Genomic DNA, 22387 nt, shown 5'->3' with positions numbered 1-22387 from the left:
CCGTCGCCTCCCTCGGCGTCGGCGTCATCCGCCCCACCGCGACCAAGCCCGCCCCCCCGCCGGCACTCGGCATCGAGGGATTCGCGCGGATCGCCGCGGCCAGCCCGCTGCCCTGCGTCGCGATCGGCGGGGTGCGAGCGGAGGACGTCGCGGACCTGCGGGCTGCGGGCGCGGCGGGCGTGGCCGTGGTGTCGGCCGTCTGCGCCGCCGCGGACCCGCGGGCCGCCGCGCAGGAGTTCGCGCGCGCGTGGACGGACCTCGAGCGGCGCCCGGCTGCGTCGGGTGCGGCCCGAGCACCGCAGGCGACGGTGCCGCGGGTGCTCAGCATCGCCGGCAGCGACCCCTCCGGCGGCGCCGGCATCCAGGCCGACCTCAAGGCGATTGCCGCATCGGGCGGGTACGGCATGGCCGTCATCACGGCCCTCACCGCCCAGAACACCCGCGGGGTCCGCGCCGTGCACGTGCCGCCCGCGGCGTTCCTCGCCGAGCAGCTCGACGCGATCGCCGACGACATCACCGTCGACGCGGTGAAGATCGGCATGCTCGCGAACGCGGAGGTGATCCGCACGGTCGGCGACTGGCTCGCACGCACGCGCCCGCCCGTGGTCGTGCTCGACCCCGTCATGCTCGCCACGAGCGGCGACCGCCTGCTCGACGCCGACGCCGAGGCGGCGCTGCGTGACCTGCTCGCCCACGCCGACCTCGTCACGCCGAACCTCGCCGAGCTCGCCGTGCTCGCGGACGCCGGCGCCCCGGCCGGCACGTGGTCGGAGGCGATCGCGCAGGCCGAGGCGCTCTCGGCGACCACCGGCGTGCGGGTGCTCGCGAAGGGCGGGCACCTGGGCGGCGCCGACGCGCCCGACGCGCTCGTCGACGCGGCATCCGCTCGCCTCGTCGAGTACCCGGGCGAGCGCATCGCGACGACCGCGACCCACGGCACGGGCTGCTCGCTGTCGTCGGCGATCGCCACGCGCCGCGCCGCGACCGGCGACTGGGAGACCGCCGTCGGCGAGGCGAGGCGCTGGCTGCGCGAGTCGCTCCGCCACGGCGAGACCCTGCAGGTCGGCGGCGGCCACGGGCCCGTGCACCACTTCGCCGGGCTGTGGGCGCGCGGCGGACTCGCCACCGCCCCGACGCCCGCCGAGGTCGAAACCGACTGGTGGGAGGGCATCGCGGACGTGCGCCGCGGCATCGACGAACTGCCGTTCATCCGCGGACTGGCGGACGGCACGCTCGAGCGCGAGCCGTTCCGGTTCTACCTCGCGCAGGACGCGCTCTACCTGCGCGACTACGCGCGCGTGCTCGCCGTGGCGGCGGCGCTGGCACCGGAGGCCACGGCGCAGGCGTTCTGGGCGAGGTCGGCCGAGGGCGCCATCGCGGGCGAGCTCGAGCTGCACCGGTCCTGGCTCGGCCGGACCACCGCGCCGCCCGACCCGGCACCCGCGACGACCGCGTACCTCGACCACCTCGCGGCGGCCGGCGCGCGCGGCGACTACCCGGTGCTCATCGCCGCGCTGCTGCCGTGCTTCCAGCTGTACGCCGACCTCGGCGCACGCCTCGCGGCGGGCGAGTTCGGCCCCGCGGCGCTCGACCCCGCGCACCCGTACGCGTCGTGGCTCGCGACCTACGCCGACCCGGGCTTCGCCGTCGCGAACCGCCAGGCGATCGACATGGTGTCGGACACCGCGGCGCACGCGACGCCCGAGGTACGCGAGCGGATGCGGCGCGCCTACCGGCGCTCGTCGGAGCACGAGCTCGCGTTCTTCGCGGCGCCGCTCGCGGCGTCGGCGACCGCGCCCGGCGAGGGGGTGCCCGCATGAGCGCCACGACCGCGACCGGCCGGCCCGCGGCATCCGCTCACCCCACCGAGCCGCCGCCCGACCCGGCGGGCGCCCGGCGTGCGGTCACGGCCGCGTCGCTCGGCACGGTGCTCGAGTGGTACGACTTCTTCCTCTACGGCACGGCGGCGGCGCTCGTGTTCCCGGTGCTGTTCTTCCCCGGCGAGGATCCGCTCACCGGCGTGCTGCTCTCGTTCGCCGTCTACGCGACCGGGTTCGTCGCCCGGCCGCTCGGCGGACTCGTCTCCGGGTACTTCGGCGACCGCATCGGCCGACGGCGCACCCTCATCGCGACGCTGCTCGTGATGGGCATCGCGACCGCGCTCATCGGGCTGCTGCCCACGCACGCCCAGGTCGGGGCGCTTGCGCCCATGCTCCTCGTCGCGCTGCGGCTCGTGCAGGGCGCCGCGACCGGCGGCGAGTGGTCGGGCGCCGTGCTGCTCGCCCTCGAGCACGCCCCGAGCCGGCGGGGGCTTCGCGGCGGGTTCATCTCGAGCGCCGTGTACGTCGGGCTGGTCCTCGGCAACCTCGCGTTCGTCGTGCTTGTCGCGGTGCTCGACGAGGCGGCGCTGCTCGCGTGGGGATGGCGCGTGCCGTTCGTCGCGAGCCTCGTGCTCCTCGCCGTGGCGGCGTACCTGCGCTGGCGCGTCGACGAGTCGCCCGAGTTCGCCGCGGTCCTCCGCGACGGACGCCGCGCCCGGCGCCCGCTCGTCGGGGCCGTGCGCCGGCCCCGCAACGTGATCGCCGTGTTCCTCGTGCGGCTCGGCCAGAACACGAGCTTCTACGTCATCTCGGTGTTCTGCCTCGGCTACGCCTCGACCGTGCTCGGCATGCCGCGATGGGTGACGCTCACCGCGCTGCTCGCGGGTGCGACGGTCGCGGCCGTGCTCTGCCCGCTGTGGGGCGCGCTCGGCGACCGCGTCGGACCGCGCCGGGTCGTGCTCGTCGCGCTCGGCGGACTCGGCGTGCTCGCCGTGCCTCTGTTCGTCGTGCTCGACACGGGTTCGGCGGCGCTCGTCATCGCCGTCGTCACGCTCGCGATCGGCTTCGTGAACGCCGCGGCGGACGGCGTGCAGCCCGCGTGGTTCGCGTCGCTGTTCGACGTGCGCGTGCGGTACTCGGGCATCACGATCGGGCGCGAGGCCGCGTCGATCGTCGGCGGCGGGCTCGCCCCGCTCGCGGCGACGGCGCTGCTCGCCGCGACCGGGCACTGGTGGCCGATCGCGGCGCTCATGCTCGGCAGCGCGGTGCTCGGCGTGCTCGGCGCCGCGCTCGCCCGGCCCGTGGCCGCTCCGCGCGCCTAGCGGGGCCGGCCTCCACCGTGCGCACCGCCGTGGGCACCGCCCGCCAAGGGAGACGCGGCAAGCGCGGCCGTCACCGCCCGAGGAGCGCGTGCGGCGGCGTCGCGAGCCCCTCGACGACGGATGCCGCCGGGTCGTCGCCGAGCTCGACGATGCGGTTCGCCGCGTCGACGTGCAGGATGCGCGGCGCGAAGCCGGCGGCATCCGTCGACTCGACCGAGGCCCACGAGATCACGATCACGAGATCGCCCGGCGCCGCCAGCCGCGCCGCCGCCCCGTTGATGCCCAGCACGCCCGAGCCGCGCTCGCCCGCGATCGTGTACGTCTCGAAGCGTGCTCCGGTGTTGATATTCACCACCGTGACCAGCTCGCCGGGCAGCAGGTCGGCGGCCTCGAGCAGGTCGACGTCGATCGTGATCGAGCCGACGTAGTGCAGGTCGGCGTGGGTCACGGTCGCGCGGTGGATCTTCGACTTCAGCATCGTGCGGGAGAAGCGGGTCATGCTCCGATCCTGCCGCGTCGCCGCCGCACGCTACGCCGGACGTTCCTCCTCGAGACGCACCGAGCGCCGCCCGATCCAGGCCGTGACGTCGACCTTGTGGTTCTCGGCGTCGGCGAGCGTCCACCAGTCGGGCGCCTCGGAGTCGTCGACCAGGCGACCGCCCGCGGCGAGCGCCGCCTCGAGGCGGGCCTGCACGAGGTCGTACGGCACGCAGACGTCGACGTGCATGCGTCCGCGGTTCGGGCGCACCGCGTCGGTCGGCTGCAGGAACACCGACGAGCTCCGGCGCAGCGGGTCGACGAGGTGCGTGTCGTTCGGACGTACGTACCCGAGCACCGCCTGCCAGAACGGCGTCACGTCGGCCGACTCGGGCGACGCGACCGCGGTCTGCACGACCTGGAGGGCCGCGACATCCGCGGCCAGCCCGTGCTCGCGCGCCACCGCCGAGATGCGCCGTGCGACGTCGAGGTCGCGGGTGCTGAGGTTCCGGATGTCGCGGCTGATGAGCTTCACGGCGACGCCCTCGTGCCGCAGGTCGACGTCGGGCTCGTGGCGCACCACCTCGTCGAGCGCCGTGATCGCCGCGACGAATCGGGCGCCGGCCGCATACGACCCGGCCCGGAAGAACGCGTGCGCACCCCAGTACAGCACCCGCCAGTCGTCGGTGCCGTCGGCGTCGTGGAACTGCTCCGGGGTGATCGGGTCGGGCGCGGCATCCATGCGGCCATGCTCGCGCCCCCCGCCGACACCGGCAACCGCGTGGGGGGCCGCGGTCGCCGGGCCGACCGGGGAGCTATCGGGTGAGGCTCGCGCGCTGCTCGACGAGCGGGCAGGTGAACGGGTCGCGTTCGCCGAGGCCGACCCGGTTGATGTACCGCAGCACGATCCCGTAGCTCTGCCAGAGCCCGGTGACGGTGTACGCGACTCCGCGCTCCCGGCAGTACGCGGCGATGAGGGGCGCGGCGCGACGCAGGTGCGGACGCGGCATCGACGGGAACAGGTGATGCTCGACCTGGTAGTTGAGGCCGCCCATCATGAAGTCGAGCATCCGGTTGCCGCGGATGTTGCGGCTCATGAGCACCTGTCGCCGGAGGAAGTCGAGCTTCAGGCTCTTGGGCACCAGCGGCATCCCCTTGTGGTTCGGCGCGAACGACATGCCCATGTAGACGCCGAACACGCCGAGCTGCACGGCGAGGAACGCCGCCGCGACGCCCGGCGAGAGCACGAGGAAGACGAGCGCGACGTACCCGACGATCCGCACGCCGAGGAACGCGATCTCGACGGGGCGGCGCGCGACGGGCGCGCGCTGGAAGACGCGGCGCACGCTCGACGCGTGCAGCGACAGCCCCTCGAGCAGCAGGATCGGGAAGAAGAACGCGCCCTGGTGCGACATGACCCACCGCACGAGCGGCGTCCGGGTCTTCGCGGCCCGGTCGGGCGTGACGGCGATCACGGGCAGGTCGATGTCGGGGTCGACGCCGACCTGGTTCGGATTCGCGTGATGGCGCGTGTGCTTGTGCTGCCACCAGCCGTAGCTCATGCCGACGAAGAAGTCGCCGAGGATGAGGCTGATCCAGTCGTTCCAGCGCCCCGACCGGAAGATCTGCCGGTGGGCGGCGTCGTGCCCGAGGAACGCGGTCTGCGTGAACAGCACCGCGAAGACGACGGCGGTGAACAGCTGCCACCAGGTGTCACCGATCCAGATGAACGCCGCGACCAGGACGATGTAGGCGAGCGGGATCAGGCTGAGCTTCGTCCAGTAGTACCCGTATCGTCGGCGCATGAGCCCGGCGGACTTCACGAGCCGCGCCAGGTCGGTGAAGTCGCTGTTCGCCGCGGCTCGATCGCCTCGACGTGGCTTCGTCGCGATGGTGGCCGCGGATGCCGCGGCAGGTGATGTTCCGGTCATTCCGGACCTGCTTCCCCGCACGACCTCGTGCGTGGGCGACCCGGGATTCCTCGACGTTCGGGTTCACTCTGACCCGCCGCTTTCAGGCTACGCGGGAAGCGGCCCGCCGAACCGGATACACGAGGGATTCTCAGGTCGCGGGTCGGCGTCGGCGGCCGGGTCGGTGTCGGTGTCAGCCTCCGAGTCGGCGTCGGCGTCGGCGTGAGTTGAAACTGTGAGCCCCCACATCTTCCCGGCCTACGCTCCGGAGATGAGCACATCCCATCTGCCGCCCGCCGGCACCCGCGCATCGGCACGTCGATGACCGACGCGGCGGCCCCGCCCGCCGACCCCGAGCCGTTCGCCCCGTTCGCCGTGGATCACATCCTCGTCAACGACCTCCCCTCGACCCTCGGCACCATCGAGGCTCCCGAGCGGTACACCGTCAGCGCCGTCTTCACGCGCCGACCGCTCCCGCAGGAACTCGACCTGCTCGCCTCACCGGAGATCGACGCCCGCCTCAGCGAGGCCGGGTACCGCACGGTCACCCTCCGCGCCGCCGATCGCCGCCTGCTCATCGAGAACACCAACCTCGCCGAGCTCCGCGAGGGGCTCGCCGAACTCATCGGCTCGCTGCTCGACGAGATCGGGGCCGGCGTGGCCACGACCCGCTCGGCCCAGGCGAGGGATGCCGCCGAGCTGGCCGCCCGCGCCGCCGAACGCGCGCACCACGTGCTGACCGAGGTCGAGCTGGTCGACTTCTCGCCCCGGCGTCCGCCGAACTACAGCTGACCTCAGCCCGGCGGAGCGGTGCGCCGCCCCGCCGGGCGAACGGTCTCGCCAAGTCTCCCGTGAGCGGGCGTCAGGCGCCGGCCGGCTCGCCCTTCAACTCGGAGTAGCGCTGCGCGTGCACCTGCGCCAGGTCGATCGACCCGGTCAGCAGGGCCTCGGCGCACTCGCGCGCGGCCTCGTCGAGCTCGACCTCGCGGTGGCGCCCCTCGGTCGTGGCCTGCAGGGCGCGCTTCAGGCGGTCCCGGTCTTCGTAGATCATGGTCTCCTCTTCTCGGTCGTCGGAGCGATCATGACGCCGTCGTCAACCGGTGAGACGAGAACATACCGCCCGGGAGCGGTCGATGCCAAGGGCCGGCGCGCCGCTCAGGCGGCGAGGCGCTCGGCCCGCGCGAGGTTCGCCACCAGCTCCTCGCGGGTCTGCGGCACGACGTACGCGGGCTGATCGCGTTCGACGCGCCAGCTCTCCGCGAGCGGGCCCACGTTCACGGTGTCGAAGCCGAACCGGTCGTACAGCTCGGTGACGAACGCGACGGCGTCGTCGTGGTCGCTCGAGGTCGCGAGCGCCCGGCGTCCGGGCGTGCCCGCGGGCGTGCCATCCGTCGTGATGTCCTTCGCCATGATGTGGTTGAACCCCTTCACCACGCGACTGGTGGGCAGGTGCTCCTGCAGGAGGCCGGACACCGTCGCGCGCCCCTCGTCGATGGCGGCGATGCGGCCGTCGCGCTCCCAGTAGTAGTTGTTCGTGTCGATCACGATCTTCCCCGCGAGCGGCTCGACCGGGATGTCGCGGTACGCCTTGAGCGGCACGGTCACGAGGACGACGTCGCCCGCCGCGCCCGCGTCCTCCGCGGTGGCGGCCCGCGCCCGGGGGCCGAGCTCCGCGACGAGGTCGGCGAGCGTCTCCGGCCCGCGCGAGTTGGCGATCACGACGTCGTACCCGTTCGCCACGGCCGCGCGCGCGACCTGGCTGCCGATGTTGCCTGCTCCGATGATTCCGAGTGTGGTCATGGTGTCAGGCAACGGATGCCGCGGCCGTCCTCTTCCCGATCCGCGCCGATCCGCTCCGATCCCCAGCCGCCGCTCAGCCCAGCAGGGCGCCGACGGATGCCGGCCCTGCCGGCGGCATCCGCTCGCTCATCGCACCACGTCGAAGACCTGCTTGACGACCCCGTTCGAGTACACCTCGTGCTCGACGAGCTTCAGCGAGCCCTGCTCGCGGCCGGTGAAGAGGCGCTTGCCCTCGCCGAGCACGACGGGGAACACCAGCAGGTGGTACCGGTCGACGAGACCCGCCTCGGCGAGACCCTGCGCGAGGGTCGGGCTCGCGTGCACGATGATGGTGCCCTCGCCGTCGCCCTGCTTGAGGGCGGCGACCTCGTCGAGCGAGCGAAGCACGGTCGTGTTGTTCCACTCGGGGTCGGCGAGGGTCGACGAGACGACGTACTTCGGCATGGCGTTGTAGACGTCGAACTCGTCCATGGCTGGCCAGACCGGGGCGAATTCGTCATAGCTGACGCGGCCCAGCAGCATGGCGCCGGCCTCATCCTGCTCGCGGCCCTTGATCTCGTACATCTCCTCGACGAAGGGCACCTCGTTGAAGGTCCAGCCCGCCCGCGGGTGCTCGCCACCGCCGGGCGAGTCGACGACGCCGTCGAGGGTCATGAACTCGGTGACGATGAGGGTGCGCATGGCGGTCTCCATTCGGGATCGGTCCGGGGCGGTCCGTCCGCCCCTCACTCTGGACGTCGAACGGCACCGCCGGGAATCGACACGCGCGTCGGATTCGCGTTCGGACCAGGTTCTCGCCGCGGAACCACGACGGAGCAGGGTTCGGACGCGACAACGTGGTTCCAGCGGGGGGCCGAGCGCGCGCGGGGCGCAGACGCGAATCGCGCCGGCGGGGGCTCCACTCCCCCACCGGCGCGACATCCGTTCTCGCGTTCGACCCCGACGTCAGGCCGCGAGCAGCTCCAGCGTGTCGATCACGCGGTTCGAGAAGCCCCACTCGTTGTCGTACCAGGCGACGACCTTGACGTGCTTGCCGTCGACGCGGGTGAGCTCGGCGTCGAAGATCGACGAGTGCGGGTTGCCGACGATGTCGCTCGAGACGAGCGGCTCCTCGGAATACTCGAGCACGCCCGCGAGCTCGCCCTCGGCGGCCTCACGGTACGCGGCGAGCACCTCGTCGCGCGTGACGTCCTTCGACACGGTCGCGTTGAGCTCGACGATCGAGCCGACCGGCACGGGCACGCGCATCGCGTCGCCGTTGAGCTTGCCGTCCAGCTGCGGCAGCACGAGGCCGATGGCCTTCGCGGCACCCGTCGACGAGGGCACGATGTTCTCGGCGGCGGCACGGGCGCGGCGCGCGTCGGAGTGCGGGGCGTCCTGCAGGTTCTGGTCCTGCGTGTACGCGTGGATCGTCGTCATGAACCCGTGCTCGATGCCGGCGAGGTCGTCGAGGACCTTCGCGAGCGGGGCGAGCGCGTTCGTGGTGCATGACGCGTTCGAGATGACGGTGTGCGCGGATGCGTCGTACGCGTCGGTGTTCACGCCGTAGGCGAGCGTGACATCCGCACCCTTCGACGGGGCGCTCACGAGCACCTTCTTCGCGCCCGCGGCGAGGTGGGCGCGCGCGGCCTCGGCGTCGGTGAAGCGGCCGGTCGACTCGAGCACGATGTCGACGTCGAGCTCGCCCCAGGGCAGCTTCGCCGGGTCGCGCTCGGCGAGCACCTTCACGCGGTGACCGTCGATGACGAGCACGTCGCCGTCGACCTCGACCGAACGGCCGAAGCGGCCGCCGACGGTGTCGTACTTGAGCAGCCGCGCGAGGGCGGCGGGGTCGGTGAGGTCGTTCACGGCGACGACCTCGAGGGTCGAGTCGCGCTCGAGGAGGGCGCGCAGGGTGTTGCGGCCGATGCGTCCGAAGCCGTTGACGGCGATGCGGGTCATTGCGAGGTGTTCCTTTCTCGACTCGCGGCATCAGGACCACGAGGTTTTCGGGACCACTCTGGACCGCGGCATCCGCTCTCGGAAGTGGCTTGCAAGACAGCGTGCGCAAGGATCTCGCCAATGGTGCGATCGGCTCGCGATCACTCGGCTTCGGCGGGTCGTCACGGGAAGCGCATGGGCCGCACTGAGGCGGCTCGGAGGCGAGGCACAGACTCGCCCGACACGATGGGAGGATGCGACCCTCCCGAGCCGCCGCCGTCCTGCTGTTCGCCTATGCGGGCCTGGTGCTCTGGGCGACCCTCGGCTCGGTGCCGCGGGCGGGCCTGGGCAACCAATCGCCGAACGGCGTGCTCGACTGGCGTCTCTGGCTCGAGCCGTCCACTTGGACGACCGGCCTCGAGACCGAGCTGATGCTCAACGTGCTCATGTTCGTGCCCCTCGGCGCGTTGCTCGCGTTCGCCCTGCGCGGCGTGTCGTTCGCGGTCCCGGTCGTGATGGCCGCGGGCTTCAGCCTCGCCATCGAGCTCGCGCAGATCCCCTTGGCCGACCGCATCTCCGACCCGCGCGACCTCCTCGCCAACACGGTAGGCGCCCTCATCGGCGTCGTCGGAGCCCGCACCATCGACGCCGCGGTGCGCCTCGCGACTCGCGTACTGCGTCCCCAGCCGGTCGAACCCGCCGCCGGACGCACGGGCGAGCTCCGCGACGCCGGACGCACGGGCGAGCTCACGGCGAGCCGCTCAGGGCGCTGATCCCCGGCATCCGCTCGGTCGGATGCCTTTCTCAGGAGCCGCACGCCCGAACGGCACCGTTCTCAGGACGACACGCCGCCCACCGCCGCGACACGCCGACGACCTCCTGAAAACGGCACCGCGCAACGACACCGGGCAACGGCACCGCGCAACGGCAGCGCGCAACGACGCGGCCAGGTCAGGCGGCGAACGTGTGACGGTACTCCGACGGCGACGTGCCGAGGATGCGCTGGAAGTGCAGCCGCAGGTTCGCGCCCGTGCCGAGCCCGACCTGCGCGGCGATCTGCTCGACCCCGAGGTCGGTGCGCTCGAGCAGTTCGCGGGCGAGGTCGATGCGCGCCCGCAGGATCCACTGCATGGGCGTGTAGCCGGTGTCGTCGACGAAGCGCCGTGAGAACGTGCGCGGCGACACGGTCGCGTTGCGCGCGAGGTCCTCGAGCGTGATCGGCTCGTGCAGGTGCTCGAGCGCCCACTGCCGGGTGGCCGCGAACACGTCGCCGAGCGGCTCGGGCAGCGCCCGCGGCACGTACTGCGCCTGCCCGCCGCTGCGGTAGGGCGCCGCGACGAGCCGCCGCGCTGCGTGGTTCGACACGGCGACGCCGTGGTCGCGTCGCACGAGGTGCAGGCAGAGGTCGATGCCGGATGCCGCGCCGGCCGACGTCAGCACCTGCCCCTCGTCGACGAACAGCACGTTCTCGTCGACGTTGACGAGCGGATGCCGCGCCCGCAGCGCCCGCGTGTAGTGCCAGTGCGTCGTGGCCCGCCGCCCGTCGAGCAGGCCGGTCGCGGCGAGCGCGAACGCGCCAGTGGAGATCGCCGCGATCCGCGCGCCGCGGGCGTGCGCGGCGAGGAGCGCGTCGACGACGTCGGCCGGCGGGTCCTCGCGGTCGGGGTGCCGGTATCCGGGGATGAAGATCGTCTCGGCCCATTCGAACGCCTCGAGCCCGTCGGCGACGTGGTACGAGAGCCCGTCGCCGCCGGTCACGGGGCCCGGGCGGGCGCCGCAGACGCGCACCTCGTAGGGCATGCTCGCCCGGGTGGTGAAGGTCTGCGCGGGGATGCCCACGTCGAGCGGCTTCGCGCCCTCGAGCACGAGCACGGCGACGCGGTGGTTGGTCCTCGTCATGTGGCAAGGATGCCACCGACCGCAAGGATCCCGCAGCGGGAGTCAGCGCGCCTGCGGCCACCAGCCGGGCATGAGCGTCGCGATGCGCGCAGCGGATGCCGCGGCATCCGTCTCGTCGCCCATCGCCCACGTCTCGATCGCCCCGACGAGTCCGCCGGCGACGTACGCGGCCGCCTCGTCGATCGCGGCGGCGGCGACCGGTGCGCCGGGCACGCCCTGGGCGCGCCACACCTCGAGCGCGAGCCGGGCGCGCCGCCGCATCCGCTCGTCGAGGGCCGTGCGGAACACGCCGCGGCTCGCCGAGCCGAACAGCGCCCGGTAGCCCGCACGCTCGACGGCGACGTGGTCGAGCACCCTCGTGAGCGAGTCGAGGTAGCGTTCGGCGACGTGCTCGGGCGTCTCGCCGGCCGGCTCGACATCGACCGCGGTGAGCCGGTCGAGGTCCTGGGTGAAGACGGCGAGCGCGAACGCGTGCACGCTCGGCGCGTGCGCGTAGAACGTCGTGCGGTGCACGCCCGCCTCGCGGCAGAGGCGCGCGACGGTGATCGCGTCGAGCGGCTCGTGCTCGAGCAGCCGCAGCAGCGCGTCGGTGAGCGCGGCACGGGTGCGCCGCTGCCGGGGGTCGTCGAGCGTCGGGTCGGGGCCGGTCTCGCTCATGCCGTCACCCTATCCGCGGCTCGCCGCACGCTCGGGACCGCCCGGTAGAGTCCGTCCCGGAGGTGCGCATGGACGACGAACTGGTCCTGGTGACGGGCGGCACGGGGTTCGTGGCACTCCACTGCATCGTGCGACTCCTCGCCGATGGCACGCGCGTGCGGGCGACCGTGCGGCACCCGCAGCGGGCCGACGACCTGCGTGCGCTCGTGCGGCTCGCGGGGGCCGATCCGGCCGGACTCGAGGTCGCGACCGCCGACCTGCTCGACGACGCCGGCTGGCCGGCAGGCGTGCAGGGGGCCACGCACGTGCTGCACGTGGCCTCGCCGTTCCCGGCGCGCCAGCCGAAGGACGAGGACGAGCTCATCGTGCCCGCCCGCGACGGGGCGCTGCGGGTGCTGCGCGCGGCCCGCGATGCGGGCGTGCGGCGCGTGGTGCTGACGTCGTCGTTCGCGGCGATCGGCTACCGGACGCATCCCGGCCGCCGGTTCACCGAGGAGGACTGGACCGACCCGTCCTCGCGAACGATCACGCCGTACGTGCGGTCGAAGACGCTGGCCGAGCGCGCGGCGTGGGACTTCGTGGGCCGGGAGGGCGGCGACCTCGAACTGGCGACGGTGAACCCGGTCGGCATCTTCGGCCCGGCGATCGGCACCGACCTGTCGGCCTCGCTCGAGCTGCTGCTGGCGCTCCTCAACGGGAAGTACCCGGCGGTGCCGCGCGGCACGGTGAACGCGGTCGACGTGCGCGACGTCGCCGACCTGCACGTGCGCGCGATGCGGCATCCGGATGCCGCGGGCGAACGGTTCCTCGCCGTGTCGGGCGACGCGTTCGAGTACCGCGAGCTGTCGCTGCTCATGCGCGCCGGACTCGGCGACCGGGCCCGCCGTGCGACGACGCGGGTGCTCCCCGACTGGGTGGTCCGCGCCGCGGCCCCGTTCGTCGGGGAGGCGCGGACGATCGCCGCCGAGCTCGGCCGGCGCGTCGACGCCTCGCACGAGAAGGCGACCCGCCTGCTCGGCTGGACGCCGCGCTCGCGCGAGGAGGCCGTGCTGGCCGCGGCGCGGAGCCTCGTCGACCTCGGGCTCGTCCGGACCTGACCCCGGTCCGCCGGGGGCGGCGTCGAACGGGCGAGCGGATGCCGCGACGCGAGGCCGCAGCATCCGCTCGGGGGTGCGCATCGGGCGCCGGCTCAGCTCTCGTAGTGCGCGAGCCCCGCGGTCTCGCCGCCGTCGGCGACGAACTCGGCGCCGGTCGAGAAGCTCGACTCGTCGCTCGCGAGGAACAGGATGAGGTTCGACAGCTCGATGGGCTCGCCGACGCGATGCAGGGCGACGTGGTTCTGCGGCGTCTCGAGCTCCTCGGTCATGGGGGTGCGGATGACGCCCGGGTGCACCGAGTTCACGCGGATGTTGTAGCGCCCGAGGTCGAGCGCGGCGTTCTTCGTGAGGCCGCGCACGCCGAATTTCGCGGCGTTGTAGCCGGGCAGCGCCTCGTAGCCCTGCAGGCCGGCGGTCGAGGAGATGTTGATGATCGAGCCGGCGCCCGACTCCTTCAGCGCGGGGATCGCGGCCTTGATGCCGTAGAACACGCCGGTGAGGTTGATGTCGATGATCTTCTGCCAGGCGTCGATCGGGTACTCCTCGATCGAGCCGAAGTTGGCGATGCCGGCGTTGTTCACCACGATGTCGAGCCGCCCGAACGCCTCGGTCGCCGCCGCGACGGCCGACTCCCACTGGGCGTAGTCGGTCACGTCGAGGTGCACGTACCGCGCGTGCTCGTCGCCGAGTTCGGCCGCGAGCGTCGCGCCCTCGTCGTCGAGCAGGTCGCCGATCACCACCTTCGCGCCCTCCGCCACGAGCAGGCGGGCGTGCGACGCCCCCATGCCCCGTGCTCCACCGCTGATGAGTGCGACCTTGCCGCTGACGCGTGCCATGTTGACGCTCCTTGTCTCGCCGCGGGCGATCGGCCCGCGGCATCCGTTGCCTTCTGGGCCCGGGGTCGGATGGCTCCGGGTACACGTCTAATCTACATGTGTCGATTACGTCGTGGCTGGGTGCGCGCTGGGATTGTCAAGCGCTGGCCGCGGCAAGCGGATGCTGCGAGCGTGGAGGGTCCACGGAGGAGAGGAGCGACCATGAGCGACATCCCACCCGAAGAGGACCGCGAGGACCGCACCGGCACGGCCGGCGACGACGGCCAGGACGGCGCCGGCAGCCAGGGCACGATCCCGGACGCGCCGGACGGCGTCGGCGTCGGCGTCACCGAGGAGAAGAACACGTTCGAGCCCGAGGAGGACCCGGACGTCACGGGCGTGCACGAGTGAACGCCGACGGGGGCCCGCCATGACGGCGGGCCCCCGTCGCACGCCCGGAACGGGTCGCGGCTAGGCGGTGACGGGCGCCCACGCGCCCGTGCCGACCGCCTCGGGCGCGTCGATCGCCGCGAACCGGTCGACGCGGAACGACGCGAGCACCGGCGACGGCGTTCCCGTCACGATCTCCTCGGCGAGCAGCTCGCCGAGGATGAGACCGAGCGTCGCGCCGGAGTGCGTGAACAGGGTGTAGAGGCCCGGGATCGCGGGGACCGCACCGGCGACCGGCTCGCCGTCGCCCGGGATCGGCTTGAGTCCCGCGCCGACGCGCTCCGCCGTGAGGCGCGGGTGGCCCGCGAGCACCTCGGAGGCCGCGTCGAGGAGGCCCTGTACGGCCTCATCGGGCACCGTGACGGTGCCGTCGTCGGCGACCGCGACGGACTTCTCGGCCCAGTCGGCGTCGAGCACGAGCCGGCCGTCGGGCGTGGGGCGCACGGCCACGCGGGGCGTGTTGAGCACGGTGCGCACCTCGACGTCGACCGGGTCGGTGAACAGCACGAAGGCGGCCGGCGTGGCATCCGGCACGGCGACGCCGAGGGCCGCGAGCTGCGCCGGCACGTCGCCGCCCGTCGCCAGCACGACCCGCTCGGCGGGCACCCGGGTGCCGTCGCCGAGGATCACGCCCGCCGCTGCGCCGTCCCGCACGTCGACGCGCACGTCGCCCGCACGCTCGACGACGGTCGCGCCGTCGGCGACGGCCTCCCCGACGAGTGCCGCGATGAGGTCGGGCAGGCTCACCCAACCCTCGCCGGCGTTGAAGATCGCGCCCTCCTCCGCGACCGAGGCCGGGTCGACGTCGGGCGCGACCGAGGCCACGTCGTGGCGCTCGACCCACACGGCGTCGTAGCCGCCCGCGCGCTCGAACGCGAAGGTCTGCCGCAGGCTCTCCCCCGGGCCCGCCCACTTCATCGCGCCGTCGAACCGCAGGTAGCTGCCGCTCTCCGGGTGACGGACGCTCCAGGTGCGGTAGCGGTCGAGCGCGAGCAGGCGCAGGTAGTGGTAGGCCGGCGAACGGTCGCCGGACGAGTTCAGCCAGGCGATGGAACGGCCGGACGCGCCGTCGGCCAGCGCACCGGCCGTGACGAGGGTGACCGGCGCGCCGGCCCGCGCGAGGTGCGCGGCCGTCGAGGCGCCGAGGATGCCGCCGCCGATGACGACGACGGGCTTCGGTTCGGTTGCAGACATGGGTGATGTTCCTTCTCAGGTGGTTCGGGTGATCGGTGCGATGCGCGGTCAGGCGGTGACGGATGCCGCGGCGTGCGCCTGCTCGATGAGCTCGAGCACGGCGACCGCGTCGGACGGGTCCACGGGCACGGGCGCGCCGTCGCGGATCGCGGCGTCGAGGAGGCGGTAGAACTCGCCGTAGTCCCCGCGATCGGTCGGGACGGGCCGGGCGGCGCCGTCGACGCCGAGCACGCCCCAGCGCGCTTCGGGCGTCTCGCCGAAGCCGGGGTCGGTCGGCAGCGCGCCCGCGATGAGCGCGGGCTCCTGGCCGTCGAGGCCCCAGCTCGTGTACCCCGCGCGGGAGCCCAGCACGTGGAAGCGCGGGCCGAAGACGGGCGCGACGGCGTTCATCCAGAGGTGCGACCGCGTGCCCGACTCGTGCCGGAGCGCGACGAACACGTCGTCGTCGGCGGCGGCGCCAGGGCGCCGGCGATCGATCTCGGCGGTCAGCTCCGCGACCGGACCGAACAGCTGCACCGCCTGGTCGATGAGGTGCGTGCCGAGGTCGTAGAGGATGCCGCCGCCCTCGGCGGGCGTCGCCTCGGTCTTCCACGAGGCGGGCGGCTGCGGCTTCCACCATTCGAAGCGCGACTCGAACCGGCGCACCTCGCCGAGCGCGTCGGACTCCACGAGCCGACGCACCGTGCGGAAGTCGCCGTCCCATCGGCGGTTCTGGAACACCGTCAGCGTCCGGCCGAGCCGCGCCGCCTTCGCGATGAGCGCCCGGCCCTCGTCGGCGGTGACGGCGAACGGCTTGTCGACGACGACGTCGAGGCCCGCGTCGAGCGCCGCATCGGCGAGCGTCGCGTGCGTGCCGCTCGGCGAGCCGATCACGACGAGGTCCAACCGGTCGGCCGCCGCCCACAGGCCGTCGACCGTGGCCACGGTCGCCGCCGACGGATGCCGCGCCGCGGCGGCCGCGCGACGGGATCCGTCGCGCGTGACGATGACGTCGAGCGAGTACGCCGGATCGGCGTCGAGGAACGGGGCGTGGAACACCCGCCCGCTCGTGCCGAAGCCGACGACGGCGGTGCGGATGGGGTCGCCGACGCGGGCGGATGCGGCATCCGTCATCACAGCACCTCGCTGAGGAAGCGACGCAGGCGCGGGCTCTGCGGGCGGTCGAAGAGGTCGTCGGGGTGGCCGTGCTCGACGACGCGGCCCTCGTCCATGAACACGACCTGGTCGGCGACCCTGCGGGCGAAGCCCATCTCGTGGGTGACGACGAGCATGGTCATGCCGCGCTGGGCGAGCTGCGCCATGAGGCTCAGCACGCCCTTCACGAGCTCGGGGTCGAGCGCGCTGGTGGCCTCGTCGAAGAGCATGACCTCGGGCTCCATCGCGAGGGCCCGCGCGATGGCCACCCGCTGCTGCTGCCCGCCGGACAGGTCGCGCGGGCGGTGGTCGGCGCGCTCGGCCAGCCCCACCTCGGCGAGCCGCTCGTGCGCGATGCGGTTCGCCTCGGGCCGCGACATCCGCTTCACGTTGCGCAGGGCGAGCGCGACGTTCTCGAGCGCGGTGTGGTCGGGGAACAGGTTGAAGTGCTGGAACACCAGGCCGATCCGTCGCCGCACGACGTCGGGCCTCTGGCGCAGCACGCTCTCGCCCGCGAGGAGGACGTCGCCGCCGCTCGGCTCGTGGAGGCGGTTCACCCCGCGCAGCAGCGTCGACTTGCCCGAACCGGACGGGCCGATGATGCACGTGGTGGTGCCCGGCTGGACGGTGAGGCTCACGTCGCGGAGCACCTCGATGTCGCCGTAGGCCATGGTGAGCCCGCGCAGCTCGAGGCTGGAGCCGGTGTAGAGGTGCCCGTCGGTGATCGGCACCGGAGACGTGTACGTCATGTGTTGCTCCCGTAGGTGAGTGCGGTCGGCGGGGTCTGCTGCTCCTCGACCTCGTCGAGGCCGCTCTTGGGCGGCGCGGCCTTGCGCCGGCCGGTGCGGAACCGCTCGTCGAAGTAGTTCACGAGGTGCGTGAGCGGCACGGTGATCACGAGGTAGAAGAGACCGGCCATCACGAGCGGCGACAGGTTGCCGGTGAGGACGGCCGCGTCCTGGCCGACCCGGAACAGCTCCCGCTCGGACACGAGCAGGCCCAGGAAGTAGACCAGGCTCGAGTCCTTCACGATCGCGATGAACTGGTTGACGAGCGCGGGCAGGACCCGGCGCACGCCCTGCGGCACGACCACGAGGCGCATGGCGCTGCCGTAGCTCATGCCGAGCGCGCGGCAGGCCTCGAGCTGGCCGCGGTCGACGCTCTGGATGCCGGCGCGGAAGATCTCGCCGATGTAGGCGCTCGCGATGAGGCTGAGGGCGAGGATGCCGAGCGGGTACGGCGACGGGCCGAAGATCTGCTGGCTCATCCGCGCGAAGCCCTGGCCGATGAGCAGGATGGTGAGGATCGCGGGCAGGCCGCGGAAGACGTCGGTGTACACGCGGGCGGGCACGCGCAGCCAGCGCGCGCGCGAGATGCCCATGATCGCGACGATCATGCCGAGCACGACGCCGATGACGGTGGCCGCGATCGAGATGACGAGCGTGTTCACGAGGCCGACGCCGAGCAGCTGCGGGAACACCTGCCACATCGCGTCGAAGTCGAGGAAGGTGGCGACGAGGTTGTCGAGCCAGTCCATGTTGTGCTCCGTTTGTTCGGGTGGTGGTCCGGTGCGGGCCGCGCGGGTGCTGTGGGCGGCCCGCACCGGGACGCGAGGCGAGGGCTACTCGCCCTGCTCGCTCGAGGGCAGGTACTGCTCGGGCATGGGCGAGCCCGGGAACCACTTCTGGTAGAGCTCCTTCCAGGTGCCGTCCTCCATGGCCTCGTGCAGGGCCTCGTTGAGGGCCTCCTGGAACTCGGGCTTGCCCTTGGCGATGGCGAAGCCGGCGGGGGCGTCGAACGACGGGATGTCGATGGCGTTCTCCAGGCCGTACTGCGCCGCGTACTCCTTGGCGGCCTCGTAGTCGAGGAAGTGCGCGTCGACCGCGCCGGAGTTCACCGCGGAGATCGCGGCGTTGTTGTCGGGGAAGCGGACGAGCTCGGTCTCGGTGAAGTTCTTGACCGCGTACGCCTCCTGCAGGGTGCCCTGCACGACGCCGAGCCGCTTCCCGGCGAGGTCGTCCTCGTCGGCGATGTCGGCCTCGGGGCTCGCCATGACGGTGAGGTAGCCGGCGAGGTAGCCGTCGGAGAAGTCGACGGTCTGCTGGCGCTCCTCGGTGATGCCGATCGCGGCGACGCCGACGTCGAACTGGCCGTTGGCGACCGCGGCGAGCAGGCCCGAGAAGTCCTGGCCGGTGAACACGACGTCGTCGATGCCGATGCGGCCGGCGACGTCGGTGAACAGCTCGACGTCGAACCCGGTGAACTCGCCGCTCTCGTCGGTGAAGGTGTAGGGCTTGGCGTCGCCGAGGCTCGCCACGCGGATCTGGCCGGGGGTGATGAGGCCGTACGGGTTGTCGTCGGCCGCGTCGGTCGCCTGGTCTCCCGCGGCGCCGCTGGCGCAGGCGGACAGGACGAGGGCGGTGGCCGCGGCGACGGCCGCGACGGCCGTGCGGCGGAGGAGGGTGCGCTGCTTCACGGTGCGTTCCTTCGGTTCGGAATGTGGGTGGTGGTGCTGGTCGGATGGTGCTCGGGTGGTGCGGACGCGAGTCGGGCTGGTGCGGCCGGCTCTTGTTGAGACCGGTCTCAATCGCGTAGATTGAGACCGGTCTCAATGCGTTTCCGGCACACTAACCGTCGCTCGAGACATCCGTCAACAACTTTTTCCGAGGAGTGCTCGAATGCCGGTGGATCCGCTGAACGGCCGCAAGGAGGTCACGGTCAGCGACGTCGCCGCCGCGGCCAAGGTGTCGAAGGCGACGGCGGCCCGCGTCCTCGGCGGCTACGGCGCCGCCAGCGAGGCCGTGCGCGACCGCGTCCAGGCCGCGGCCGAGCAGCTCGGCTACCACCCGAACGCCCTGGCCAAGACGATGACGACCGGCCGGTCCAATTCCATCGGCATCATCGTCGGCGACATCGAGAACCCGTTCTTCGCCCAGGCGACGCGAGGGGCGGCGGATGTCGCGAAGGCCGCCGGCTACGACCTGATCCTGCTGAACTCCGACGAGCACGCCGTCGCGGAGGAGAACGCGATCTCGGTGCTGCTGGCCAAGCGCGTCGACGGCATCCTCGTGGCGCCCGCCTCCACCACCGACCCGTCGAGCCTGCGGGAGGCGGTCGAGCGGGCCCGGCCGATGGTCCTGTTCGACCGCGTCGCCGACGGGCTCGACGTCGACACGGTCGTCGCCGACAACCTCGCGGGCGCGCGACGACTCGCCCAGCTGCTGCTCGACGCCGGACACCGCCGGATCGCGTTCGTGTCGACCATCGCGCACGCCGACGAGTACCGGGTCGGCGATCGACTCGGCTCGAGCTCGGTCGACGACCGCGTGCGCGGGTTCGTCGGGGCGCTCGCCGACGCGGGCGTCGACGATCCCGCCCGGTTCGTCCGCCTGAACGCGCGCGACGGCGTGCCGGCGGTCGTCCGTGCGCTCGTCGACGACGGCATCACCGCCATCGTCGCCTCCGACAGCCTCATCGCGCAGGCCGCCTTCCGGGAGCTCCGCACGTTGGGGCGCCGGATCCCCGACGACGTGTCGCTCGTCGCGTTCGACGACGCCGACTGGACCAGCCTGTCCGCCCCGGGCATCACCGTCATGGCCCAGCCCATCCACGAGATCGGCGCCGAGGCCGCGCGGCTGCTCATCCGGCGCATCGCCGGCGACGGGGCACCGACCGAGCACGTGGTCCTGGCCCAGCGCCTCGTCGAACGCGAGTCCATCGCGCCGCCGCGAAGCTGAGGCCGGAGGTCGTCAGGCGTCGCGCCAGCCGTGTTGCGGTTCGAAGCCGAGCTCGGCCCGCGCCCGGTCGATCGCGAAGAGCGACTCGTGCTCGCCGAACTCCCGCCGCAGCTCGACGCCCGGGAAGAACTCCTCGATGAGCGCCGCCGTCGACCGCGACATGACGGTGTCGCGGTTCGCGATCACGTAGCTGCGGGCCCCGGTCACCTCGGCTTCGAGGGCGAGTCGAACGGATGCCGCGGCATCCCGCACGTCGATGTAGCTGAACGCGTTGAACAGCCGCGACTCGGGCGCCTCCTCGAAGCCGGGGAACTCGCCATAGCGGTCCGGGTCGATGACGTTCGAGAACCGCAGCGCGACGAACGGGATGCCAGACCAGTCCGAGATGTGCTCGGCCATGGTCTCGCCGAGCACCTTCGAGAGCGAGTAGGTCGTCGTCGGCCGCGGGTAGTGGTCCTCGTCGATGGGCAGGTAGGCCGGCGGGGCGTCCCGGGTGAAGTCGAGGCCCAGCGTCGTCTCGCTCGACGCCCACACGACCCGCTCGACCCCGGCGCGTGCGGCGGCGAGGAAGACGTTCGAGTTCACCGCGTTGTTGACGTTCAGCGTGCGGGCGGGCGTGAAGATGGACGGCGCGGGGATCGCCGCGAGGTGCGCGACCGCGTCCACCCCGTCGATCACCTCGAACGCATCGCCGGCATCGGTCAGGTCGGCCTGCGTGTACGTCAGGTCGGGCCGCGACCACCGCGCCGGCAGGAGCGGTGACGGCGCCACCACGTCGGTCGCGAGCACCTCGTAGCCGTGCTCGAGCAGATCGGTCACGACCGCCCGTCCGGCGAGGCCCGACGCCCCGGTGACGCAGATCCGCTTGCCCATGCCGCTCCCCCTCGTCGCCGTCGCGCGACTGCCCCGCCCATTCTCCGGGCCGGGCCGGACCGCCGTCCACCCCCGCCGACCGATGGGCGCGGCGCCCGCGTACGATCGACCCATGAGTGAGCCGGCCGAGCAGGATCCGCGCGATCCGACCCCGTGGTGGCAGGACCAGACGGATGTCGGCGGACTCGGCATGGCCCGCCTGTTCGCCTGGGCCGCCCTCTTCATGGGCGTCGGCGCGCTCGGCATCGCCGTCTTCGCCCCGCTCGAGGGCGACGCGCTCCGCACGGTGTGGATCGCCGGCTTCGGGACCGTGGCGATCTGGGTCGCCGGCATGGCGGCGCCGCGGTATCGCCGGGAGGGCTTCCGGGTCTCGTGGGCGGTGCCCGCCGCGATGGTGCTGGGCGGCCTCGCCATCCTCGTCGCGGCCTACGCGTTCGTCGTCATCGTCGCGGCATCCGGCGGGGTCGAACTGCCCGCGCCCGAGCACTGGCTGCCGTCGTCGGCACCGGCGAGGCCCGGCGTCCCCACCTGATGCGAGCGGATGCCGCGGGTCAGGCTCCCCCGAGCGAGCGGTTGTAATCGGCGATCGACTCGTCGGCGACGTCGCGCGCGATCGATCCGAACAGCTCCCACTGCGGTTCGCCCATGGTGCCGCCGACGATGCACTCGCTGCCCGCGACGTCGACGAGCTCAGGTTCCTGGCTCGGATCCTCGACGTCCATGTAGACGTACCAGAGCCCGTCGTCGCGCTGCAGCACCGTCGCCGCGTCGAACGGCGCGAACACCGTCCGGCCCGGGTCGCCGTAGAAGCGGCCGGTCTGGGCGCGGCAGAGCGCGTACGCGTCGATCGCCTCGAGCGAGCTGCCCGCGCCGCGGGCGGCGGGCTCCTCGGTCGGCGGCGCGGTCTCGGTGGCGGGCGGCGTCGTCTCGGCGGGCTCGCTCGTCGTCGGCGGCGCGCTCGGCGTGGTGGTCGGGTCGGGGTTTCCGGGGGCGCACCCGGCGAGGAGGCCGGCGAGCGCGACCGCGCCGGCCAGGAGCGTGACGGCGGGCGCTGGTCCGATGCGAGTGGTCCGGTTCATCTCCGCAGGCTAACGGCGCCGCACGTTGGTCGGCCCGAGGGCGCGCCCGCGCGCGCCGGACCGGCCGGAGGCGCCGCGGCCGCCCTTCAGCTCGTGCGGTCGAGCGCGGCGAGCACGCGGGGCACCGCGCCGCCGAGGTTCCACTCGTCGGCGAGCGCGAGCAGCGCCTCACGGGGCCCGTCGGCCGGGGGCGCGAGGCGGGG

25 protein-coding genes are annotated in these 22387 nt (G+C 73.1%); 8 read left to right on the top strand and 17 right to left on the bottom strand.

Annotation, left to right across the window (positions count from 1 at the left end):
• Both AVP42_RS06970 and AVP42_RS06965 read left to right on the top strand, forming a co-directional pair.
• The coding region (locus AVP42_RS06970) for a bifunctional hydroxymethylpyrimidine kinase/phosphomethylpyrimidine kinase (protein ID WP_231878564.1) at positions 1-1820 on the top strand (1820 nt) is incomplete at its 5' end.
• On the top strand, positions 1817-3142 hold the full coding sequence (locus AVP42_RS06965) for an MFS transporter (RefSeq protein WP_067947475.1): 1326 nt from the start codon (positions 1817-1819) through the stop codon (positions 3140-3142). The genes AVP42_RS06970 and AVP42_RS06965, both read left to right, overlap by 4 nt.
• A gap of 70 nt (positions 3143-3212) precedes the next feature.
• Here AVP42_RS06965 and panD read toward each other — a convergent pair whose 3' ends face one another.
• The 3 genes from panD to AVP42_RS06950 form a co-directional block, all read right to left on the bottom strand.
• On the bottom strand, positions 3213-3641 hold the full coding sequence (gene panD, locus AVP42_RS06960; RefSeq protein ID WP_067947473.1) for an aspartate 1-decarboxylase: 429 nt from the start codon (positions 3639-3641) through the stop codon (positions 3213-3215).
• 30 nt (positions 3642-3671) lie between these two features.
• Entirely contained in the window at positions 3672-4361 is a 690-nt protein-coding gene (locus AVP42_RS06955; protein ID WP_067947471.1) for a VOC family protein, read from the bottom strand.
• Between the two features lie 73 nt (positions 4362-4434).
• Positions 4435-5550 (bottom strand): acyl-CoA desaturase, encoded by a 1116-nt coding sequence (locus AVP42_RS06950; protein WP_082847058.1) that lies wholly within the window; start codon positions 5548-5550, stop codon positions 4435-4437.
• Between the two features lie 300 nt (positions 5551-5850).
• Between AVP42_RS06950 and AVP42_RS06945 the strand changes: the two genes are divergently transcribed.
• Positions 5851-6321 carry a hypothetical protein gene (locus AVP42_RS06945; protein ID WP_067947469.1) on the top strand — a complete coding sequence of 157 codons (471 nt, stop codon included), beginning with the start codon at positions 5851-5853 and terminating at the stop codon, positions 6319-6321.
• Positions 6322-6391: 70 nt separating this feature from the next.
• Here the strand turns inward: AVP42_RS06945 and AVP42_RS06940 are convergent, their stop codons facing one another.
• From AVP42_RS06940 to gap, 4 genes are all read right to left on the bottom strand, one after another.
• Positions 6392-6580 (bottom strand): hypothetical protein, encoded by a 189-nt coding sequence (locus AVP42_RS06940; protein ID WP_067947467.1) that lies wholly within the window; start codon positions 6578-6580, stop codon positions 6392-6394.
• Positions 6581-6684: 104 nt separating this feature from the next.
• Positions 6685-7329: an NADPH-dependent F420 reductase gene (locus tag AVP42_RS06935; RefSeq protein WP_067947465.1), complete on the bottom strand. Its 645-nt coding sequence runs from the start codon at positions 7327-7329 to the stop codon at positions 6685-6687.
• Positions 7330-7455: 126 nt separating this feature from the next.
• Positions 7456-8010 (bottom strand): dihydrofolate reductase family protein, encoded by a 555-nt coding sequence (locus tag AVP42_RS06930; protein ID WP_067947477.1) that lies wholly within the window; start codon positions 8008-8010, stop codon positions 7456-7458.
• A 264-nt stretch (positions 8011-8274) separates the two neighbouring features.
• Positions 8275-9270: a type I glyceraldehyde-3-phosphate dehydrogenase gene (gene gap, locus AVP42_RS06925; RefSeq protein WP_067947464.1), complete on the bottom strand. Its 996-nt coding sequence runs from the start codon at positions 9268-9270 to the stop codon at positions 8275-8277.
• A 233-nt stretch (positions 9271-9503) separates the two neighbouring features.
• On the opposite strand from gap, the gene AVP42_RS06920 reads away from it, so the two are divergent.
• Complete coding sequence (locus AVP42_RS06920; protein ID WP_067947461.1) at positions 9504-10022, top strand: VanZ family protein; 519 nt, start codon at positions 9504-9506, stop codon at positions 10020-10022.
• Positions 10023-10200: 178 nt separating this feature from the next.
• On the opposite strand, the gene AVP42_RS06915 is transcribed toward AVP42_RS06920, so the two are convergent.
• Positions 10201-11148 (bottom strand): GlxA family transcriptional regulator, encoded by a 948-nt coding sequence (locus AVP42_RS06915; protein WP_067947459.1) that lies wholly within the window; start codon positions 11146-11148, stop codon positions 10201-10203.
• Positions 11149-11190: 42 nt separating this feature from the next.
• Positions 11191-11805: a TetR/AcrR family transcriptional regulator gene (locus AVP42_RS06910; RefSeq protein WP_067947457.1), complete on the bottom strand. Its 615-nt coding sequence runs from the start codon at positions 11803-11805 to the stop codon at positions 11191-11193.
• 68 nt (positions 11806-11873) lie between these two features.
• Here AVP42_RS06910 and AVP42_RS06905 point away from each other — a divergent pair, with 68 nt between their 5' ends.
• Complete coding sequence (locus tag AVP42_RS06905; protein WP_067947455.1) at positions 11874-12902, top strand: NAD-dependent epimerase/dehydratase family protein; 1029 nt, start codon at positions 11874-11876, stop codon at positions 12900-12902.
• Positions 12903-12994: 92 nt separating this feature from the next.
• Here the strand turns inward: AVP42_RS06905 and AVP42_RS06900 are convergent, their stop codons facing one another.
• Complete coding sequence (locus AVP42_RS06900; protein ID WP_067947453.1) at positions 12995-13738, bottom strand: glucose 1-dehydrogenase; 744 nt, start codon at positions 13736-13738, stop codon at positions 12995-12997.
• Positions 13739-13939: 201 nt separating this feature from the next.
• Between AVP42_RS06900 and AVP42_RS06895 the strand changes: the two genes are divergently transcribed.
• On the top strand, positions 13940-14128 hold the full coding sequence (locus tag AVP42_RS06895; RefSeq protein ID WP_067947451.1) for a hypothetical protein: 189 nt from the start codon (positions 13940-13942) through the stop codon (positions 14126-14128).
• A 60-nt stretch (positions 14129-14188) separates the two neighbouring features.
• On the opposite strand, the gene AVP42_RS06890 is transcribed toward AVP42_RS06895, so the two are convergent.
• The 5 genes from AVP42_RS06890 to AVP42_RS06870 form a co-directional block, all read right to left on the bottom strand.
• Positions 14189-15361, bottom strand: a complete 1173-nt coding sequence (locus AVP42_RS06890; RefSeq protein ID WP_067947449.1) for an FAD-binding oxidoreductase — start codon at positions 15359-15361, stop codon at positions 14189-14191.
• 48 nt (positions 15362-15409) lie between these two features.
• The gene (locus tag AVP42_RS06885; RefSeq protein WP_067947447.1) at positions 15410-16474 is read right to left on the bottom strand and encodes a Gfo/Idh/MocA family oxidoreductase; all 1065 of its coding nucleotides are present in this window, start codon (positions 16472-16474) and stop codon (positions 15410-15412) included.
• Positions 16474-17244, bottom strand: a complete 771-nt coding sequence (locus tag AVP42_RS06880) for an amino acid ABC transporter ATP-binding protein (RefSeq protein ID WP_067947445.1) — start codon at positions 17242-17244, stop codon at positions 16474-16476. The genes AVP42_RS06885 and AVP42_RS06880 overlap by 1 nt, the downstream gene beginning before the upstream one ends.
• Positions 17241-18032: an amino acid ABC transporter permease gene (locus AVP42_RS06875; RefSeq protein ID WP_067947443.1), complete on the bottom strand. Its 792-nt coding sequence runs from the start codon at positions 18030-18032 to the stop codon at positions 17241-17243. The genes AVP42_RS06880 and AVP42_RS06875 overlap by 4 nt, the downstream gene beginning before the upstream one ends.
• Before the next feature lie 84 nt (positions 18033-18116).
• Positions 18117-18971 (bottom strand): ABC transporter substrate-binding protein, encoded by an 855-nt coding sequence (locus AVP42_RS06870; protein ID WP_067947441.1) that lies wholly within the window; start codon positions 18969-18971, stop codon positions 18117-18119.
• Between the two features lie 202 nt (positions 18972-19173).
• On the opposite strand from AVP42_RS06870, the gene AVP42_RS06865 reads away from it, so the two are divergent.
• Positions 19174-20232: a LacI family DNA-binding transcriptional regulator gene (locus AVP42_RS06865; RefSeq protein ID WP_067947439.1), complete on the top strand. Its 1059-nt coding sequence runs from the start codon at positions 19174-19176 to the stop codon at positions 20230-20232.
• 12 nt (positions 20233-20244) lie between these two features.
• Here AVP42_RS06865 and AVP42_RS06860 read toward each other — a convergent pair whose 3' ends face one another.
• A complete protein-coding gene (locus tag AVP42_RS06860; RefSeq protein ID WP_067947437.1) occupies positions 20245-21105 on the bottom strand; it encodes an NAD(P)-dependent oxidoreductase in 861 nt (286 codons plus the stop codon).
• Positions 21106-21217: 112 nt separating this feature from the next.
• Here AVP42_RS06860 and AVP42_RS06855 point away from each other — a divergent pair, with 112 nt between their 5' ends.
• Positions 21218-21637, top strand: coding sequence for a hypothetical protein (locus tag AVP42_RS06855; RefSeq protein WP_067947435.1), 420 nt, complete (start codon positions 21218-21220; stop codon positions 21635-21637).
• 19 nt (positions 21638-21656) lie between these two features.
• Here the strand turns inward: AVP42_RS06855 and AVP42_RS06850 are convergent, their stop codons facing one another.
• Positions 21657-22184 carry a hypothetical protein gene (locus AVP42_RS06850; RefSeq protein ID WP_067947433.1) on the bottom strand — a complete coding sequence of 176 codons (528 nt, stop codon included), beginning with the start codon at positions 22182-22184 and terminating at the stop codon, positions 21657-21659.
• Positions 22185-22387 lie beyond the last annotated feature (203 nt).

The organism is Agromyces sp. NDB4Y10, assembly GCF_001620055.1.
In the GTDB taxonomy this organism is placed as follows: domain Bacteria; phylum Actinomycetota; class Actinomycetes; order Actinomycetales; family Microbacteriaceae; genus Agromyces; species Agromyces indicus.
The sequence above is the reverse complement of the archived record's forward strand: the minus strand, read 5'-3'. Positions and strand labels throughout refer to the sequence as shown.